20 protein-coding genes and 3 tRNA genes are annotated in these 15696 nt (G+C 62.4%); 12 read left to right on the top strand and 11 right to left on the bottom strand.

Annotated elements, in window-relative coordinates; all coding sequences use genetic code 11:
• Window position 1: 1 nt before the first annotated feature.
• Genes CK219_RS15265 through CK219_RS15250 form a run of 4 tightly spaced genes read right to left on the bottom strand, consistent with a single transcriptional unit; the run spans window position 2 to window position 3784 of the window.
• On the bottom strand, window positions 2-1066 hold the full coding sequence (locus CK219_RS15265; protein ID WP_095767593.1) for an ABC transporter ATP-binding protein: 1065 nt from the start codon (window positions 1064-1066) through the stop codon (window positions 2-4).
• The gene (locus tag CK219_RS15260) at window positions 1063-1845 is read right to left on the bottom strand and encodes an ABC transporter permease (RefSeq protein ID WP_095767592.1); all 783 of its coding nucleotides are present in this window, start codon (window positions 1843-1845) and stop codon (window positions 1063-1065) included. Before CK219_RS15260 ends, CK219_RS15265 begins: the two co-directional genes overlap by 4 nt.
• 2 nt (window positions 1846-1847) lie before the next feature.
• Window positions 1848-2693, bottom strand: a complete 846-nt coding sequence (locus CK219_RS15255) for an ABC transporter permease (RefSeq protein WP_095767591.1) — start codon at window positions 2691-2693, stop codon at window positions 1848-1850.
• An 8-nt stretch (window positions 2694-2701) separates the two neighbouring features.
• Complete coding sequence (locus tag CK219_RS15250; protein ID WP_095767590.1) at window positions 2702-3784, bottom strand: spermidine/putrescine ABC transporter substrate-binding protein; 1083 nt, start codon at window positions 3782-3784, stop codon at window positions 2702-2704.
• A gap of 93 nt (window positions 3785-3877) precedes the next feature.
• Between CK219_RS15250 and CK219_RS15245 the strand changes: the two genes are divergently transcribed.
• On the top strand, window positions 3878-4492 hold the full coding sequence (locus CK219_RS15245) for a TetR/AcrR family transcriptional regulator (protein ID WP_095767589.1): 615 nt from the start codon (window positions 3878-3880) through the stop codon (window positions 4490-4492).
• Window positions 4493-4519: 27 nt separating this feature from the next.
• Here CK219_RS15245 and CK219_RS15240 read toward each other — a convergent pair whose 3' ends face one another.
• Both CK219_RS15240 and CK219_RS15235 read right to left on the bottom strand, forming a co-directional pair.
• Window positions 4520-4720 carry a DUF2905 domain-containing protein gene (locus CK219_RS15240; protein ID WP_095767588.1) on the bottom strand — a complete coding sequence of 67 codons (201 nt, stop codon included), beginning with the start codon at window positions 4718-4720 and terminating at the stop codon, window positions 4520-4522.
• 111 nt (window positions 4721-4831) lie between these two features.
• A tRNA-Thr gene (locus tag CK219_RS15235) sits at window positions 4832-4907 on the bottom strand.
• Between the two features lie 150 nt (window positions 4908-5057).
• On the opposite strand from CK219_RS15235, the gene CK219_RS15230 reads away from it, so the two are divergent.
• Both CK219_RS15230 and CK219_RS15225 read left to right on the top strand, forming a co-directional pair.
• Window positions 5058-5225, top strand: coding sequence for a hypothetical protein (locus CK219_RS15230; protein WP_095767587.1), 168 nt, complete (start codon window positions 5058-5060; stop codon window positions 5223-5225).
• A 204-nt stretch (window positions 5226-5429) separates the two neighbouring features.
• Entirely contained in the window at window positions 5430-5741 is a 312-nt protein-coding gene (locus CK219_RS15225; RefSeq protein WP_095767586.1) for a BA14K family protein, read from the top strand.
• Between the two features lie 114 nt (window positions 5742-5855).
• Here the strand turns inward: CK219_RS15225 and CK219_RS15220 are convergent, their stop codons facing one another.
• Complete coding sequence (locus tag CK219_RS15220; protein ID WP_245340488.1) at window positions 5856-6215, bottom strand: hypothetical protein; 360 nt, start codon at window positions 6213-6215, stop codon at window positions 5856-5858.
• A 204-nt stretch (window positions 6216-6419) separates the two neighbouring features.
• Between CK219_RS15220 and CK219_RS15215 the strand changes: the two genes are divergently transcribed.
• Window positions 6420-6779, top strand: coding sequence for a hypothetical protein (locus tag CK219_RS15215; RefSeq protein WP_095767584.1), 360 nt, complete (start codon window positions 6420-6422; stop codon window positions 6777-6779).
• A gap of 97 nt (window positions 6780-6876) precedes the next feature.
• On the opposite strand, the gene bhcR is transcribed toward CK219_RS15215, so the two are convergent.
• The gene (gene bhcR, locus CK219_RS15210; RefSeq protein ID WP_095767583.1) at window positions 6877-7698 is read right to left on the bottom strand and encodes an HTH-type transcriptional regulator BhcR; all 822 of its coding nucleotides are present in this window, start codon (window positions 7696-7698) and stop codon (window positions 6877-6879) included.
• Between the two features lie 203 nt (window positions 7699-7901).
• Between bhcR and gcl the strand changes: the two genes are divergently transcribed.
• Genes gcl through CK219_RS15195 form a run of 3 tightly spaced genes read left to right on the top strand, consistent with a single transcriptional unit; the run spans window position 7902 to window position 11521 of the window.
• On the top strand, window positions 7902-9683 hold the full coding sequence (gene gcl, locus CK219_RS15205; RefSeq protein WP_095767582.1) for a glyoxylate carboligase: 1782 nt from the start codon (window positions 7902-7904) through the stop codon (window positions 9681-9683).
• Window positions 9684-9709: 26 nt separating this feature from the next.
• On the top strand, window positions 9710-10507 hold the full coding sequence (gene hyi, locus CK219_RS15200) for a hydroxypyruvate isomerase (RefSeq protein WP_095767581.1): 798 nt from the start codon (window positions 9710-9712) through the stop codon (window positions 10505-10507).
• Window positions 10508-10549: 42 nt separating this feature from the next.
• Window positions 10550-11521 carry a 2-hydroxy-3-oxopropionate reductase gene (locus CK219_RS15195; protein WP_280950901.1) on the top strand — a complete coding sequence of 324 codons (972 nt, stop codon included), beginning with the start codon at window positions 10550-10552 and terminating at the stop codon, window positions 11519-11521.
• Between the two features lie 59 nt (window positions 11522-11580).
• On the opposite strand, the gene CK219_RS15190 is transcribed toward CK219_RS15195, so the two are convergent.
• On the bottom strand, window positions 11581-12444 hold the full coding sequence (locus CK219_RS15190; RefSeq protein ID WP_095767580.1) for an RNA methyltransferase: 864 nt from the start codon (window positions 12442-12444) through the stop codon (window positions 11581-11583).
• 199 nt (window positions 12445-12643) lie between these two features.
• Between CK219_RS15190 and CK219_RS15185 the strand changes: the two genes are divergently transcribed.
• The 3 genes from CK219_RS15185 to CK219_RS15175 all read left to right on the top strand — a co-directional run bounded on the left by CK219_RS15185 (window position 12644) and on the right by CK219_RS15175 (window position 13470).
• A tRNA-Tyr gene (locus CK219_RS15185) sits at window positions 12644-12728 on the top strand.
• A gap of 88 nt (window positions 12729-12816) precedes the next feature.
• A tRNA-Gly gene (locus CK219_RS15180) sits at window positions 12817-12890 on the top strand.
• A gap of 67 nt (window positions 12891-12957) precedes the next feature.
• A complete protein-coding gene (locus CK219_RS15175) occupies window positions 12958-13470 on the top strand; it encodes a hypothetical protein (RefSeq protein ID WP_095767579.1) in 513 nt (170 codons plus the stop codon).
• Window positions 13471-13538: 68 nt separating this feature from the next.
• On the opposite strand, the gene CK219_RS15170 is transcribed toward CK219_RS15175, so the two are convergent.
• Complete coding sequence (locus CK219_RS15170) at window positions 13539-13994, bottom strand: YidB family protein (protein ID WP_095767578.1); 456 nt, start codon at window positions 13992-13994, stop codon at window positions 13539-13541.
• A gap of 129 nt (window positions 13995-14123) precedes the next feature.
• On the opposite strand from CK219_RS15170, the gene CK219_RS15165 reads away from it, so the two are divergent.
• Window positions 14124-14381 (top strand): GlsB/YeaQ/YmgE family stress response membrane protein, encoded by a 258-nt coding sequence (locus CK219_RS15165; RefSeq protein WP_095767577.1) that lies wholly within the window; start codon window positions 14124-14126, stop codon window positions 14379-14381.
• A gap of 71 nt (window positions 14382-14452) precedes the next feature.
• On the opposite strand, the gene CK219_RS15160 is transcribed toward CK219_RS15165, so the two are convergent.
• Window positions 14453-15340 carry a DMT family transporter gene (locus CK219_RS15160; RefSeq protein WP_095767576.1) on the bottom strand — a complete coding sequence of 296 codons (888 nt, stop codon included), beginning with the start codon at window positions 15338-15340 and terminating at the stop codon, window positions 14453-14455.
• A gap of 229 nt (window positions 15341-15569) precedes the next feature.
• On the opposite strand from CK219_RS15160, the gene CK219_RS15155 reads away from it, so the two are divergent.
• Window positions 15570-15696 (top strand): GTP-binding protein (locus CK219_RS15155; protein ID WP_244571411.1); only part of this gene is annotated, 127 nt, incomplete at its 3' end.

Below are 15696 nucleotides of genomic sequence, written 5' to 3'. Positions count from 1 at the left end.
ATCAGTCCGCCAGCAGGATGATGTCTTGAACGTTGCATGAAACCTGGATCGTGTCGCCTGCCTGAACGGTAGCGGAAGCGGGCGCCTTAGCGATGAATTGCAGCGCGGTATCCTGCGTCGAGATGGCCAGCACGCGCTTGAAACTGCCTTGGAAGACGACATCGCCGATCTTGGCCATGCCTAGCGCGACATCGCCTTTCGCTTCGCCCAGGACCAGGTGCTCGGGTCGGATGGCAAGCGTGACCTTGGCGCCGGCATGCGATGCACCTGGCAGTGAAATCGGCCCCACCGCCGTCGAGGCCGTGACGATCCCGTTCCTCGCCTCGGTCACGCTGCCGGCAAGAATCGTGCTCTCGCCCATGAAAGTGGCGGAAAAGCGCGTCGCCGGCCGCGCGTAGACCCGCTCGGGCGATCCTTCGTCCTCAATGCGGCCGTCATTCATCACCACGCAATGATCGGCAAGCGCCATCGCTTCCTCCTGGTCGTGCGTGACATGGATAAAGGCGGTGCCCACGCGCTTCTGGATCGCCTTCAACTCGTCCTGCATCTGCCGGCGCAATTTGAGATCGAGCGCACCGAGCGGCTCGTCGAGCAAAAGCACCGCCGGCTCGATGACCAGCGCGCGGGCGAGCGCCACGCGCTGGCGCTGGCCGCCGGAGAGCTGATGCGGCTTCTTGTCGAAGGCGGCCGCCAGCCCGACGAGAGCGAGCGCCTCGCGCGCCTTGGCCGCCCGGGTCGCGCCGTCGACGCCCTGCATGCGCAGCCCGAAGCCGACATTACCGCCGACGCTCATATGCGGAAACAGCGCGTAGTCCTGGAAGACGGTGGTCGTCGGGCGCTTCGCCGGCGGCACCGCGGTGCAATCCACACCACGGATGAACACCTTGCCCTCGCTGGGCGTGACGAAGCCGCCAAGGATCGAAAGCAGCGTCGTCTTGCCGGAACCGGACGGTCCGAGCAGGATCGTGTAGCTGCCGGGCTCGATCGCCAGCGAGACATTCTTCAGCACCGGTAGCTGGCCGAAGCGATGCGAGACATTGCGGATATCGACCAAGGGCGCGCTCATGCCGGCTTTCTCCGCAACAGCGTCAGCTCGAAAAGCACCACCAGGACGATGGAGACGGCAAAGACCAGCGAGCCGACGGCATTGGTCTTGGGATTGAGGCCTGAGCGCAGCAGGTTCCAGATCTCCACGGGCAGCGTCGTCTCGAAGCGGGTGAGCAGAAAGGAGATGACGAACTCATCCCAGGAGAAGGTCATCGACAGGAAGAAGCCGGCGAAGATCGCCGGCGCCATGACCGGCACGGTGATCATGAGCAGCACCTTCCATTCGGCGGCGCCGAGGTCGCGCGCGGCGCGCTCGATGTTGATCTGGTGATCGCCCATCTGGCTGTAGATGATGGCGAAGCAGAGCGGCAGATTGATCACGACATGGCCGATGCCGGCCGCGAGCAGCGATTTCGGCACACCGGCCCAGTTGAACAGCACCAGCAGGCCCATGCCGATGATGAGATAGCTGACGGTCAGCGGCAGTGTGATCAGGCCGCGCAGGATGGCCGAACCTGGCAGCACGAAGCGGGCGAAACCCCAGGCGGAAAGAAAGCCGAGCGTGACGGAGGCAAGCGAGGAGAGCACCGCCACAAGCAGCGAGTTGAGGAGCGCCGAGGTGAGCCGCGCATCCGACAGCACCGCCTGATACCAGCGCAGCGACGGGCCGGTGAAGGGCGGGATCGGGAAAGACGTGGCCTGCAGCGAGAACAGCACCAGCACGATCACCGGCAGGAAGATGAAGCCGTATATCGCGATGGCGTAGACCCAGGCGGCGAGGCGGATGGCGGCGCGCATGGTCAGGCCCGCTCGATCTTCAGCCAGCGGGCGCAGGCAAGATAGGCGATGGTCACCACAGCCATCAGGATGATCGACAGCGCCGAAGCCAACGGGAAGTCGCCGCGGCGGCCGATCTGCATCATGACGAGCTGCGGCATGACCAGCTCATTGTTGCCGCCGAGGATCTGCGGCGTGATGTAGTCGCCGATGCAGAGCACGAAGGTGAGGAAGGCGCCGACCATGATGCCGGGCAAGGTCAGCGGCAGCACGACATGCAGGAAGGTGCGCACCGGCCCCGCGCCGAGGTCGGCCGCAGCCTTGCGGTAGCTCGGGCTGAGCTGTTTCAGATTGGCGAAGATCGTCAGCGTCAACAACATGACGAAGAAATGCACGAAGCCGGTGACGGTCGCGAAACGCGTGTTGGCAAGCTGGAGCGGCTCGCCGATCAGGCCGATGCCGGTAAGCGCCCGGTTGATGACGCCATTCTGCGCCAGCACCAGCAGCCAGGAATAGGAGCGCACGACATAGGAGGTCCAGAACGGCAGCACCGCCAGCATCAGCGCCAGCCGTTGCCAGCGTTCCGGCACCATCTCGGCAAGGATCCAGGCAAAGGGATAGGCAAGCAGGATCGAGATGACGGTGACGATCGCCGTTACCTCCAGCGAGTTCACCATCGCCCGCCAGTAGGACGGATCGGTGAAGAACTGGCTGTAGTTGGCCAGAGTGAAGCCGCCGCCGTCATGCGCCGTCAGGCTGGAAAACCCCATGGCGATGAAGGGCAGCACGAAGAAAGCACATGTCCATGCCAGCGCCGGCGTGACCAGCGCCCAGGGCAGGGCGCGCGACTTGTTTCCCACTGATGTCATCGGCCGGTTTACTGCGCCTGCAGCATCTCGGTCCACATATCCTGCATCTTCTTATCGAGATCGGCGTTCGGCGCCGGATAGGCCTGGGCGCGGGCGAGGAAGCCGGGTTGCTCGTCGAAGCGCAGGATCTTCTTCTGATCATCAGTCAGCGCCGCCTTCTTGTTCGAAGGCATGCCCCAGTAGCAGGAAGAGGTGGCAAGCCGCGCCTGGCCCTCGGGGCTCAGGATATATTGGATGAATTTCAGCGCCATGTCCTTGTTCTTGGAATCCTTGAACATGGCGAGCGACTGCGACCAGAGCACAGCACCTTCCTTCGGGATCGAGAAATCGAGCGCTGGATTCTCCTTGGCGAGCCCCGCCGTCACCCATTCGCCGCCGCCGACCAATATGTCGACCTCGCCGGTGGCGAGAGCGGTCTGGCTGGCCGTGACCTCGCCGACCAGCTTGGCGTTGGCCTTCATCTTGAGCAGCTCGGCTTTGAGGGCAGGCAGATCGGCCTCGGTGAGGTCGGCCGTCTTCTTGCCGATGGCCAGAGCAGCCATGCCGATCACCGGCAGGTAATAGTCGTAGATCGCGATCTTGCCCTTGTATTTGTCGCTGGTGAGCGAGGCCAGCGACTGCATGTCGGCCGGATCCACCTTGGTCTTGTTGAAGCCGATCGTGTTGTAGCCGAACTTTTCGGTGATGCCGTAGCGCTTGCCGTTAACGACGGTCGACTTATCCATCTTCACTTCCGGGAAGAGGTCGGCGAAGGGCAGCTTGTCCTCGGGCAGCGGCTCGAACAGGCCTTTCTCGACGCCGCGCGGCACGTCGATGGAATCGATCACCATCACGTCCCAGTCGCCGGGTTGCGACTGGTCGACGATGGCGAGCCCCGCGCCGGTGCCCTCGAATTCCTTGACGTTGACCTTGACGTTGTTGGCTTCCTCGAAGGGCTGCAGCAGCGCCGGATCGGAATGATCGCACCAGATCAGAGCGTTGAGATCGGCGGCCTGGGCGGCACTGGCTGCGAGCAGCAACGCGGCTGTCGCGCAGGCCGCTACGAGATGAGACTTCAGGGTGAAATGCGGAGTCCGGGCGGTGATGGTCATCGAGTGTTCTCCCTGCCTTGCTGGCTTGTTGGAAGAAAAGTTGAACCAATTCTAAAATTGAGTCAATTATGATTTTATGGCAGAGAGGCCGATATGAGCGGATTGCGCGAACGGCAGAAGGCGGACCGGCACAGGCGCATTATCGATGCGGCGACGGAGCTGTTCCGCGAGGCCGGCTATGAAGGCGCCAAGATCGAGGCGATCGCAGCGCAGGCCGAGGTCTCGATCGGCACGATCTACAACTACTACCGAAACAAGGGCGACATCCTCGGCGCCATCGTCTCCATGGAGGTCAACGAGGTGCTGAATGCCGGGCGAGGGGTTGTCGCCAGCCCGCCCGCCAATGTCGGCGACGCGCTGGACACGCTGATCGGCATCTATATCGAGCACTCGCTAAATTATCTCAGCAAGGAGATGTGGCGCCAGGCGATGGCGATCTCGACGCAATTGCCCGACAGCCCCTTCGGCCAGGCCTATACGGCGCTCGACCGGGAACTGACCAAGCAGATCAGTGCGCTGATAGTCCGCCTCCAGGAGCTCAGCCTAGTGCGCCCAGACATAGACGGCCCGGCGGTGGGCGAGCTGATCTTCAACAACATGAACATGATGTTCATCGAGTTCGTGAAGCGCGACGAGGCGAAGATGCCGGAGCTGCGCGCGACGATACGAAGGCAGAACAGGGTGCTGGTGGCGGCGATCGGGGTGTGAAGCGAAATCGCTGCCGCCGAAGTGCCCCTAACGGTTGATCAGCCACAGGATCGCCGAGACCACGACGCTGATCAGTATTCCCGTGGTGATGGGAACGTAGAGCCTGAAGTTCTCGCGCTCGATGACGATATCGCCCGGTAGCCGGCCAAGGCCGATCCGGCCCACCCAGGGCCATAGCAGACCTACGGCAACCAAACAGAGACCAACGATGATCAGGGTTCGCGACATGCTTCCCCGCGTCTGCGTCACGCCACTAGCGATTATAACCGGCGTGCTCAGCCGCGTGCGCTCGCGAACAGCGTTTGTTCGAAGGGCATTGCGGGCGTCTCCGCTACAGGATGGTGCCCCCGGCAGGGATCGAACCCGCGACCTTCGGTTTACAAAACCGCTGCTCTACCAGCTGAGCTACAAGGGCACGGCGCTCCGGTAGCACATTTTGTGCGCCAGTAAAGACAAAACTCCGTTTTGGTTTCTTAATGGACCGGGTGGCTTGGCCGGCTTGCTGAAAAACGCTGCGCCGCTTCCTACATCTGTCTCGGGTGCAATCGCATCGAACGGGTGCCGCATGATCAGATTCGTCATCATCCTGCCGCTCATCGTCGTGACCTGGCTTCTGCTGGTGAAGGTCGTCAGCGATCTGAAGAAGGCCAACATCGACTGGACCGGCGTCGCCACCTTCGTCGGCTTCATCGTGCTGGCCTTTTGGCTGAGGCACGTGACGGGGATGGGATGAAGTGAGCGAGTAGCGAATAGGGAATAGCGAATAGGGGATTTGCATTCAGCATATCCCCGCTTTTCCTACTCGCTATTCGCTGCTCCCTGTTCGCTCAATCCCGGCGAAAAAAATCGCAAAAATACTTCGAACCTTTTTCCGGGCCGCAGCGACAGACGATCAAGAGGCGGATGGTTCGCCTCTCCACCGAAACAGGAGATCGTCATGTTCAAGCGCACCATCGTTTCCGGCCTCATCGCCACCACTGTCGCCGCCGGCTCGCTCGTCGGCACCGTCCAGCCTTCGGCCGCCCACGACCATCATCACCGCCGCGAGCTCGGCATCGGCATCGCCGCCGGCGTCGGCGGTTTCGTTCTCGGCAGCCTGCTTGCCCAGCAGCAGCCCCGCAGCGTCTATGTCGAAGACGACGGCTACGACTCGATCCACGTCCGCCGCTGCTATGCCCGCTACGCCAGCTACGACGAGCGCACCGACACCTATATGAGCTACGACGGCCCGCGTTATTGCAGGCTCTAGGAGGGAGCTGAACAAACGGCTGGAAAGAGGGGCTGCCCGCAGCCCCTTTTCTTGCGCTGAGCATCCGCCTGATTGGCTTGATGTGAAGCGGACGACGTTTCGGCCTCCAGCAATTCAGGAATTGGGCTTCAGCTCCGGCATTGCCAATCCCGCCGCCTTGCAGGCGCCGATGACCGAAACGTCATTTATCGCAACCAGTTCAAAGCTGTTTCCGGCATCGGGATAGATCTTGCCGATGAATGGCTCGCTGCCGCCGGGAGAGCCCTTGTCGTCGACATAGCCGCACGCCACCACTTCGTGGCGGCCGTTCAACGTGCGTTCTCCGGCGAGCATCGTTCCGAATCTGGCAGCGATGGGGTTCTTCAGGTGCTGGCGGACGCCGGCGGTGATGATCTCCTCCAGGGCCAGCGAAATCGGAATAGGATCGACGCGTTGATTGCCGCTGGGGGAGGGCGGCGGCGCTGTCGCCGCCACGCATCCGCAAAGTGAAGCGGCGGACAGAAGGTAGATTGTTTTCCGCATCCGTGCCCTTTGGCATGCATTCCGACGCCGCGGCAAGACCGGTCAAGTCCGGCGTCCGTCCTGGTATGGCCGGCCTGCCTTGCTGAGCAACCAACGATGTACAGCGATTTTGCAAGCGTTTAATCTGGCCTTGACGCCAATCGCGGGGAGGCTCGCTTGGACAATCTGGATCCCAAGGAAGAACGGGTCGAACCGGTTTTCCGCAACGGCACCATCACCATCGTCGGCATCCTGCTGGCGTTCTCGCTAGGCTTCATCACCCATTGGGCGGCCAACCCCATCCCATGGCAGACCTACCATCTGATTGCCGTCCTGCCGATCCTGGTCGGCATTGCGCTGCAGATCCGGGCGCTGGCCATTCTGCTCGACATCAAATCCTTGCAGCGAAGCATTCATGACCGCGCCAGTCGGATATTCCTCGCCGGCCTCATTTTCGCGGCCTGTGGCGTCGCGCTGGCCATCCTGCTCGATTTCTTCGACATATCGGCAAAGAGCGCATTGCCAGGCGCGTCTTAGAGCAATTCCAGGAAAAGTGTGTGCGGTTTTCCGTCCGGAATTGCGTCAAAACAAAGAGCTAGAGCGGTTCGCCGTTTCCATGAAACGGTGAAACGCTCTAGTAGGCTTTCACGCCGCCGATCATCTTCGTCACCTCGACCGCGGCGTCGCGCACCAGCGGACCGATCTCGGCCAGCCGCTCAGGCGTGACCCGCACCGTCGGTCCGGACACCGAAACGCCGCCGAGCGCCTCGCCGAACTCGTTGAAGATGGCGGCGGCCACGCAGCGCATGCCGGGGTGGCGCTCCTCGTCGTCAACCGACCAGCCGCGATGCTTGATAACGGCCAGATCATGGGCAAGCGCCGAGATGTCGGAAAGCGTCTTGTCGGTGTAGCGCTGCAGGCCCGCCTTGCGCAGGATTGCCGCGACCCGTTCGGGCTCGAGATGCGCCAGCACCGCCTTGCCGATGCCGGAAGCATGAAACGGGCTGCGCGTGCCCGGCCGGAAAAAGGCGCGGATCGCCTGGTGCGTCTCGACCTGGCTGACGAAGACGACGCAATCGTCCTCGGCGACGCCGAGATTGGCGGTCTCGCCGGTCTTTTCCATCAATTCCTGCATGACGATGCGGGCGCGGTCGACCAGCTTGCGCCGGCGCAGGAAGGCTGCGCCCATGCGGTAGGTCTCGACGCCGACCGACCAGAGCTGATCGGTCGTATCGAACTCGACCATGCCGTGGTTTTCCAGCGTCGTCAGCATGCGGTAGGCGGTCGAGGCGGCAATGCCGCTTTGCGCCGCGATCTCGCTCAGCGACAAGCCGCTGGCCTCGGCGACGATGGCCAGGATCCGCAGCGCCCGGTCGAGCGACTGCACCGAGGCCGCTTCGGATGGGCCGTTGAAGGCGCGCGGCCGGCCGCGCTGGCGTTTTTCCGTCGTTTCCATACCGGCCATTCTCGCCGATTTGACATCGAATGCAATGAAAAAGTTTTTCAGTAGTGGCCATGAGCGATTTTTTGGAAAAGGAAAAGTGAAGCGAAATCAGCCCATAACAGCGGTTTTCTAGAAATGAAAAAATATTCTGAAAAAATTGAAAAATCGAACGCACACTGGCATTGTCAAGCCAACCAACGAAATGGAGGCTTGCCATGGCCAGGATGCGCGCTGTCGACGCTGCGGTTCTCGTTCTCGAAAAGGAAGGCATCACCAATGCCTTCGGCGTGCCGGGCGCGGCGATCAACCCGCTCTATTCGGCGCTGAAGGCGCGCGGCACCATCCGCCATGTGCTGGCGCGCCATGTCGAAGGCGCCTCGCACATGGCTGAAGGCTATACGCGGGCCAAGGCCGGCAATATCGGCCTTTGCATCGGCACCTCAGGTCCGGCCGGCACCGACATGATCACCGGCCTCTATTCGGCATCGGCGGATTCGATTCCGATCTTATGCATAACTGGTCAAGCTCCCCGCGCGCGCCTCAACAAGGAGGATTTCCAGGCCGTCGACATCGCTTCGATCGCCGCACCGGTCGCCAAATGGGCCGTCACCGTCATGGAGCCCTATCTGGTGCCGATGACGCTACAGAAGGCCTTCCATCTGATGCGCTCCTCGCGGCCCGGGCCGGTTCTGGTCGACCTGCCGGTCGACGTGCAGCTTGCCGAGATCGAATTCGACATCGACGCCTATGAGCCGCTCGCTGCCTTCAAGCCGGCGATAACGCGTGCCCAGGCCGAGAAGGCCCTGGCGATGCTCAACGAGACTGAAAAGCCGCTGATCGTCGCCGGCGGCGGCATCATCAACGCCGACGCTTCCGATCTTTTGATCGAGTTCGCGGAAGTCACCGGCGTGCCGGTCATCCCGACGCTGATGGGCTGGGGCGCGATCCCCGACGACCACCGGCTGATGGCCGGCATGTGCGGCCTGCAGACGTCGCACCGCTACGGCAATGCGACGATGCTTGAGGCGGACTTCGTCTTCGGCATCGGCAACCGCTGGGCCAACCGCCACACCGGCTCGGTCGACGTCTACACCAAGGGGAAAAAATTCATTCATGTCGACATCGAGCCGACGCAGATCGGCCGTGTCTTCGCGCCGGATCTAGGCCTCGTCTCGGATGCGGGCGCCGCGCTGAAGATCCTGCTCGACGTCGCCACCGAATGGCGCACGGCCGGCAAGCTGCGCGACTGGTCGGGCTGGGCGAAGGAGTGCCAGCAGCGCAAGAAGACCATGAAGCGCAAGACGCATTTCGAGCAGGTGCCGCTGAAGCCGCAGCGCGTCTATGAGGAGATGAACAAGGCGTTTGCCCGCGACACCACCTATGTCACCACGATCGGCCTGTCGCAGATCGCCGGCGCGCAGTTCCTGCATGTCTACAAGCCGCGCAACTGGATCAACTGCGGCCAGGCCGGCCCGCTCGGCTGGACGCTGCCGGCGGCGCTCGGCGTGCGCGCCGCCGATCCGGATCGCGACATCGTCGCGCTTTCCGGCGACTATGATTTTCAGTTCATGATCGAGGAACTGGCAGTCGGTGCCCAGCACAAGCTGCCTTACATCCACGTCGTCGTGAACAACGCCTATCTCGGCCTCATACGCCAGGCGCAGCGCGGCTTCTCGATGGATTATGAGGTGAGCCTCGCCTTCGAGAACGTCAACCGTGCAGGCGATCCGGAGGCGGGCTACGGCGTCGATCATGTCGCGGTGGCGGAGGCGATGGGGTGCAAGGCGGTCCGCGTGAAGAAGCCTGAGGAATTCGCCGGCGCGTTCAAGGAGGCGCAGCGGCTGATGAAGGAGCACCAGGTTCCGGTCGTCCTCGAATTCATCCTCGAGCGCGTCACCAACATTTCCATGGGCACGGAAATCGACAAGGTCACCGAATTCGAGGAGCTTGCCGAGCGCAACGAGGATGCGCCGACGGCCATCATGATGTTGGATTGAGTTCAGGCGGACGAAGGAGAAAAAGAATGCCGCGTTTTTCAGCCAATCTTTCGATGCTCTTTGGCGAGCACGAGTTCCTCGATCGTTTCGATGCCGCCGCCCGCGCCGGCTTCAAGGGCGTCGAATATATCGGCCCGTATGAGCATGCCCCGGATGTCGTGGCGGCGCGACTGAAGAAGAACGGCCTGACACAGGTTCTGTTCAATCTGCCGGCCGGCGACTGGGCGAAGGGCGAACGCGGGATTGCCGTGCTGCCGGACCGCGTGCCGGAATTCCGCCAGGGCGTCGCCAAGGCGATCACCTACGCCCGTGCGCTGGGCTGCGAGCAGATCAACTGTCTTGCCGGCATCGCGCCGCAGGGCGCCGACCGCACGGCGCTGGGAGACGTCTTTGCCGAAAACCTCGCCTTCGCGGCCGAGAAGCTGGAGCAGGCCGGCATCAGGCTGCTGATCGAGCCGATCAACACCCGCGACATCCCGGGCTTCTTCCTGAACTATTCCGACCAGGCTCTGGCGCTGATCGATCGCGTCGGCTCGAAGAATATCTTCCTGCAATACGACATCTACCACATGCAGATCATGGAGGGGGATCTCGCCCGTACAATCGAGGCCAACCTCGGCCGCATCGCGCACATCCAGCTTGCGGACAATCCCGGCCGTCACGAGCCGGGGACGGGCGAGATCAATTATCCCTTCCTCTGCAACCACATCGACCGCCTCGGCTATTCCGGCTGGATCGGCGCCGAATACAAGCCGAAAGCAGGCACCGAGGCCGGGCTCGGCTGGTTCAAGGAATTCGCCGGGCAGGGGAGCGCGGCGGCTTAAGAGCCTGCGGCGAAGCTGCCAATCTCCCCACCTGTGGGGGAGATGGCCGGCAGGCCAGAGGGGGGCGCGAAGGAACGCGACCTCGACATTACGACGGAGAACAACATGGACACCATCGGCTTCATCGGCCTCGGCATCATGGGCGCGCCGATGGCGGGCCATCTTCTCGATGCCGGCTACACGGTCGTCGCCAGCGACCATCGCTCCAAGCCGTCTGCTGACCTGATCGCCAAAGGGCTGAAGACCGTTTCTGGCCACAACGCGGTGGCGAAGGCCGCCGACATCATCATCACCATGGTGCCGGACACGCCCCAGGTGGCGGACGTGCTATTCGGCGAGAACGGCGTCGCCTCCGGCTTGACCAAGGGCAAGCTCGTCATCGACATGAGCTCGATCTCGCCGATCGCCACCAAGGAATTCGCCAAAAAGATCAACGAACTCGGCTGCGACTATCTCGACGCGCCGGTGTCGGGCGGTGAGGTCGGCGCCAAGGCGGCCTCGCTCACCATCATGGTCGGCGGCGAGGAAAAGGCCTTCGAGCGCGCCAGGCCGGTGTTCGAGAAGATGGGCAAAAACATCACGCTGGTCGGACCGAACGGCGTCGGCCAGACCACTAAGGTCGCCAACCAGATCGTTGTGGCGCTCACCATCGAAGCCGTCGGCGAAGCGCTGGTCTTCGCCTCGAAGGCCGGCGCCGATCCGGCCAAGGTCAGGCAGGCGTTGATGGGCGGGCTCGCCGCCTCGCGCATCCTCGAAGTGCATGGCGAGCGCATGATCAAGCGCACCTTCGCGCCCGGCTTCCGCATCGAACTGCACCAGAAGGACCTCAACCTGGCGCTGGAAGGGGCGAAGGCGCTCGGCGTATCGCTACCCAACACCTCGACCACGCAGCAGCTGTTCAATTCCTGCGCCGCCAATGGCGGCGCCAAGGAGGATCACTCCGCGCTGGTCAGGGCGCTGGAGCGGATGGCGGGGCATGAAGTGGCGAAGGAGCGAATAGCGAGTAGGGAGTAGCGAATAGGGGGGTGCGGGGCCGAAGGATCGTGTCCCGAATATTCGCTATTCGCTATTCGCTACTCCCTACTCGCTATGAATTTCCTCGCCGCATAAAGGCTCACTGCCGCCGCATTCGATACGTTCAGCGAGTGGATGGCGCCGGGCATGTCGAGGCGGGCCAGTGCCGTCACCGTCTCGCGGGTTTTCTGGCGCAGGCCCTTGCCTTCCGCGCCCAGCACCAGCGCGATTTTATCGCTGTCGAAGGTCTGCTCGAGCTCGGCCGGTCCTTCCGAATCGAGTCCGATGGTCTGGAAGCCGGCGTCGTGCAGCTGCCCCAGGGCGTCGGCGAGGTTCTTCACCTCGATCTGGTCGATATGCTCCAGCGCGCCGGAGGCGGATTTCGCCAGCACGCCCGATTCCTGCGGGCTGTGGCGGGCGGTGGTGATCAGCGCGCCGGCACCGAAGGCGACGGCGGAGCGCAGGATCGCGCCGACATTGTGCGGGTCCGTCACCTGGTCGAGCACCAGCACCAGCTTTGTGTCGCCGAGCGCGTCGAGACGCTTCGGCTTGAGCGGCTCGGCCTCGATCAGCACGCCTTGATGCACCGCATCAGACCCGGTGATCCTGTCGATGTCCTTCGGCTCGACAAGCTCGGCTTGGAAGGGCAGGGCGGCAAGATCGCCGATCGAAAGCCGCTCAGCGGCGTTGCGCGTCACCAGCATCGTCCTGATCTTGCGCCGCGGATTGTCGAGCGCGGCCCGCACCGTATGCAGGCCGTAAAGCCGCACCAGCCCGTCGGCGGCAGCCTCGCCCGGCGGCACCGGTTGGCGCGGCCGGAATGCCGGCGCCCCGCCCGCCTTCTGGTCGCGATGCGCGCGCCTCAGCTTGGCGTAGTGGGTGTCCTTGCGCGAGCCGGACTTGTTGCTTTTATCGTTGCTCATGGCGGCCTCTATAGCCGTCCCGTCCGGCTAAGGATATGGGCTGGCCAAATGAATGCCGAACATCCTCGAAAAACCCTGGCCGCGCCGGTTGACACCCACCGGCCTTGCCGCCATAAGGCGCTTCGCTGATTTCGGAGAAGATCTTACTCGGGCTCCGGATCGGCGGAAATGCCTCGTTGCATGGCTCCGGCGGCAGACTGGAGAGGTGCCCGAGTGGTTAAAGGGGACGGACTGTAAATCCGTTGGCTTAGCCTACGTTGGTTCGAATCCAACCCTCTCCACCACTGCCGGCCCGGAAGCCCTGAAACGAAAAGTCTCGGACCCGAAAGTGCATGGCGCTTTTCGGGGGAATCCGGTACCTCAGTGCAAGGCGCGGGTATAGCTCAGTGGTAGAGCAGCAGCCTTCCAAGCTGAATATGCGGGTTCGATTCCCGCTACCCGCTCCAGATAAGCCTCTAGAAGTCCCGAAAGTTGCTTCCTACTTGGCACCGCTGGTTCAGGGATCGCCGGGCGATGAGACCATATTATTCGATAAACACGGACGGAACCGCTAGCACCAACCTCCAGCTGTATGCGTTGCGGCAAGCTCGACGCTATTGGGATGAACTCGCCGCAAATTATTTGCAGGACAAGGAAGCTACCGAAAATCTAGTCGAACGATGCGTTTTCATTGTCGCTACCTTGGGTCTGAGCGTGTCTCAGTTGCTTGGTCAGAATGATCCAGCGCCGCTGGCCGGGAGGGTTGCCAGCCCAAAAGTCATCTGGAGGCGATTTGTAGCGCAGCATGGCGTGATGGACGTCAGTGCGGACGAATTCGACAAATTCATTAATATCTATGACGCCTGTCGACACTTCGGGGTATCACCTGACGGCGTCGGCCACTCCAGGCTAGAGTCGCTGGACTTCGAGGCTACTCATAGATGGTACGAAACAGCACATCGTATATGGTTGGCGGTTATCAACGTACTACGTGCTGATCCTCACAATGTCATCGAACTAATCGACGTTGACGGTTTCAAAGCATAGCTGCAACCGGTTCGCACAAGAAACGCCGCGCGCCGAGACGCGCAGCGTTTCCATTTCATCCAGCCCGCTTAGCTGTTGAAAGCGGAAACGACCTGATGGTGCTGCGGGATCTGGCCGTTCGGCGTCAGCTTGTCGACGATGCCGGGCAGCGCCGTGGAGAGCTGTTGCAGCAACTCCTGCTCGTTCATGCCTGTGCGCTGCGCGATCTCGCGGATCACCGCCGGCCCGAGCGCCGAGCCGAGATCACCCGGGTTGATCGGCTGGTTCTGGCCGGTGCCGACCCAGGAGTCGGCGACATTGCCGTGGCCGGCATCCTTGAGCTTGTCGAGCAGGCCGCCGAGACCGCCGAGCAGGCCGCCATCGGCGGACGCGTCGGTTCCCGCAGGCGTCGGCGCCGGCGCTTGCGGCGCGGCCGCCTCTTCGCTTCTGCCGCTCAGCATCTTGCCGACCAAAAGCGCGCCGAGCGCGATCATCAGGGGTTTGGTGATGTTGCCGCCCGGAACGGCATTGTCGAAAAGGCCCATCGTGGCTCTCCTTATCCAGCCGAGCCCGCCCGGCCCCACAATGGCGCAAACGGGCGGAATTTCAAGCTGTCTTGAGCTTTTGCCAATCATATGACCATGATGACTAGGCGGGGAAATTAGGAGGGAATTATGGGCATTATCAGTTGGATCATTCTCGGCCTTATCGCCGGGTTCATCGGCAGCAAGATCGTCAACAAGACCGGCCAGGGCATGATCATGGACATCGTGCTCGGCATTGTCGGCGCCGTCGTCGGCGGGCTGATCTTCAGCGCCTTCGGCTCGGCGGGTGTCACAGGTCTCAACATCTGGAGCCTGATTGTGGCCGTCATCGGCTCGGTCGTCGTGCTTTGGGCCTATCATCAGATTTCCGGCAAGCGCACGCTGTAGAAGGCCAGGGAACAGCCAGTAGGCTGCTGGAGGTCGACCCGGTCGGGTCGACCCAGGCTGGAGGCGCGCCGTCAGGCGACCATGGCCAGCCGGCGTTTTCTTTCGTCGAGCGAGACGATGGCGAGACCGCTGGCCATGACCAGCAGGATGCCGCAGACGGCGAGCGCGTTCGGGAATTGCCCGAACACCAGCAGCCCCGAGATCACCGCCCAGACGGTGAAGCAGTAATAAAAGGGCGCGACCACGCTCGTCGGCCCGACCCGGTAGGCCATGAAGATGAAGAAATGGCCGAAGATCAGGAACAGGCCGGCTCCGGCGATCAGCAGCAGATGGCGTGCTTCCGGCATCACCCATTGCTCCGTCGCCAGATGCGCCGCGCCTGAGCCGACCAGCACCACCACGACCGCGGAGATGGCGACGATCATGCCCGGCACCTCGGCGGCCACCTTGCGGCCGGCTATATCGCGCACCGCCGCGAAGGCGGCGTTGCCGAGCGCCAGCAGCGCATAGACCGAAATGCCCTGCATGGTCGGCTGCGCGACCATGAGCGCCCCGACAAAGCCAAGGCCGATCAGCGCCATGCGCGTAGCGCCGATCTTTTCGCCGAACAGCATCGAGGAGCCGACCAGCACGATGAGCGGCGTGACTTGCCCGAGCGCGGTGGAATCCGCGATCTGCATGTTGGCTAAAGCGACGACGTAACACAGGATCGCCAGCAGCTCGAACAGGTTGCGGCGCAGCACCTTGCGCTCGAAGAGCAGCGGGATCTGCCTTGCATAGCCCAGCATCAGAAGCAGCGGCACGCCCCACAGCGTGGCGGCAGCACCCCGCAACAGGAGAACTTCATAGGGCGGCAATCCGACGGTGGCGAGCTTCATCATCGTGTCGTTGACGAGGTAGGACCCCGTCGAGACGATCATGAACAGCGGGCCGCGGATATTGGATGGAATGAACTGCATCCGGCGAACAAGATCAGAGCGGCGTCGTGGCGGCAATGGGCCAGCCCGGAGCCTTTGATTTTTACACGCGGCGGCCCTATATCCGCGCCATATCCCACCGAAATCGACCATTGGTTCGGGTCGAGCAAGAATCCGCTCAGCCACAAGGTACTTGTGTTTTTCAGCCGTTGTCGCTAATCGCCCCGCATTCGACTGAACTGAAGGTCAAGGCCGTCCAAGGAAAGAGACTATGGCAAAAGGTAAATTCGAGCGCACCAAGCCGCATGTGAACATTGGCACGATCGGTCACGTCGATCATGGCAAGACGTCGCTGACGGCGGCGATCACGAAGTATTTTGGCGAATACAAGCGCTATG

This window comes from Mesorhizobium sp. WSM4313, assembly GCF_002294725.1.
Classification (GTDB): Bacteria; Pseudomonadota; Alphaproteobacteria; order Rhizobiales; family Rhizobiaceae; genus Mesorhizobium.
This window is presented reverse-complemented; position numbering and strand designations above follow the sequence as displayed.

Bases quoted from the DNA above. Each gene is read 5' to 3' on its own strand.
- CK219_RS15160 (WP_095767576.1), bottom strand. From the start codon at position 15,340: ATGCAGTTCATTCCATCCAATATCCGCGGCCCGCTGTTCATGATCGTC.
- CK219_RS15195 (WP_280950901.1), top strand. From the start codon at position 10,550: ATGGCCGGCAGGCCAGAGGGGGGCGCGAAGGAACGCGACCTCGACATT.
- CK219_RS15260 (WP_095767592.1), bottom strand. From the start codon at position 1,845: ATGCGCGCCGCCATCCGCCTCGCCGCCTGGGTCTACGCCATCGCGATA.
- CK219_RS15175 (WP_095767579.1), top strand. From the start codon at position 12,958: ATGAGACCATATTATTCGATAAACACGGACGGAACCGCTAGCACCAAC.
- bhcR (WP_095767583.1), bottom strand. From the start codon at position 7,698: ATGGAAACGACGGAAAAACGCCAGCGCGGCCGGCCGCGCGCCTTCAAC.
- CK219_RS15165 (WP_095767577.1), top strand. From the start codon at position 14,124: ATGGGCATTATCAGTTGGATCATTCTCGGCCTTATCGCCGGGTTCATC.
- CK219_RS15170 (WP_095767578.1), bottom strand. From the start codon at position 13,994: ATGGGCCTTTTCGACAATGCCGTTCCGGGCGGCAACATCACCAAACCC.
- hyi (WP_095767581.1), top strand. From the start codon at position 9,710: ATGCCGCGTTTTTCAGCCAATCTTTCGATGCTCTTTGGCGAGCACGAG.
- CK219_RS15225 (WP_095767586.1), top strand. From the start codon at position 5,430: ATGTTCAAGCGCACCATCGTTTCCGGCCTCATCGCCACCACTGTCGCC.
- CK219_RS15230 (WP_095767587.1), top strand. From the start codon at position 5,058: ATGATCAGATTCGTCATCATCCTGCCGCTCATCGTCGTGACCTGGCTT.
- CK219_RS15240 (WP_095767588.1), bottom strand. From the start codon at position 4,720: ATGTCGCGAACCCTGATCATCGTTGGTCTCTGTTTGGTTGCCGTAGGT.
- CK219_RS15250 (WP_095767590.1), bottom strand. From the start codon at position 3,784: ATGACCATCACCGCCCGGACTCCGCATTTCACCCTGAAGTCTCATCTC.
- gcl (WP_095767582.1), top strand. From the start codon at position 7,902: ATGGCCAGGATGCGCGCTGTCGACGCTGCGGTTCTCGTTCTCGAAAAG.
- CK219_RS15255 (WP_095767591.1), bottom strand. From the start codon at position 2,693: ATGACATCAGTGGGAAACAAGTCGCGCGCCCTGCCCTGGGCGCTGGTC.
- CK219_RS15245 (WP_095767589.1), top strand. From the start codon at position 3,878: ATGAGCGGATTGCGCGAACGGCAGAAGGCGGACCGGCACAGGCGCATT.
- CK219_RS15265 (WP_095767593.1), bottom strand. From the start codon at position 1,066: ATGAGCGCGCCCTTGGTCGATATCCGCAATGTCTCGCATCGCTTCGGC.
- CK219_RS15190 (WP_095767580.1), bottom strand. From the start codon at position 12,444: ATGAGCAACGATAAAAGCAACAAGTCCGGCTCGCGCAAGGACACCCAC.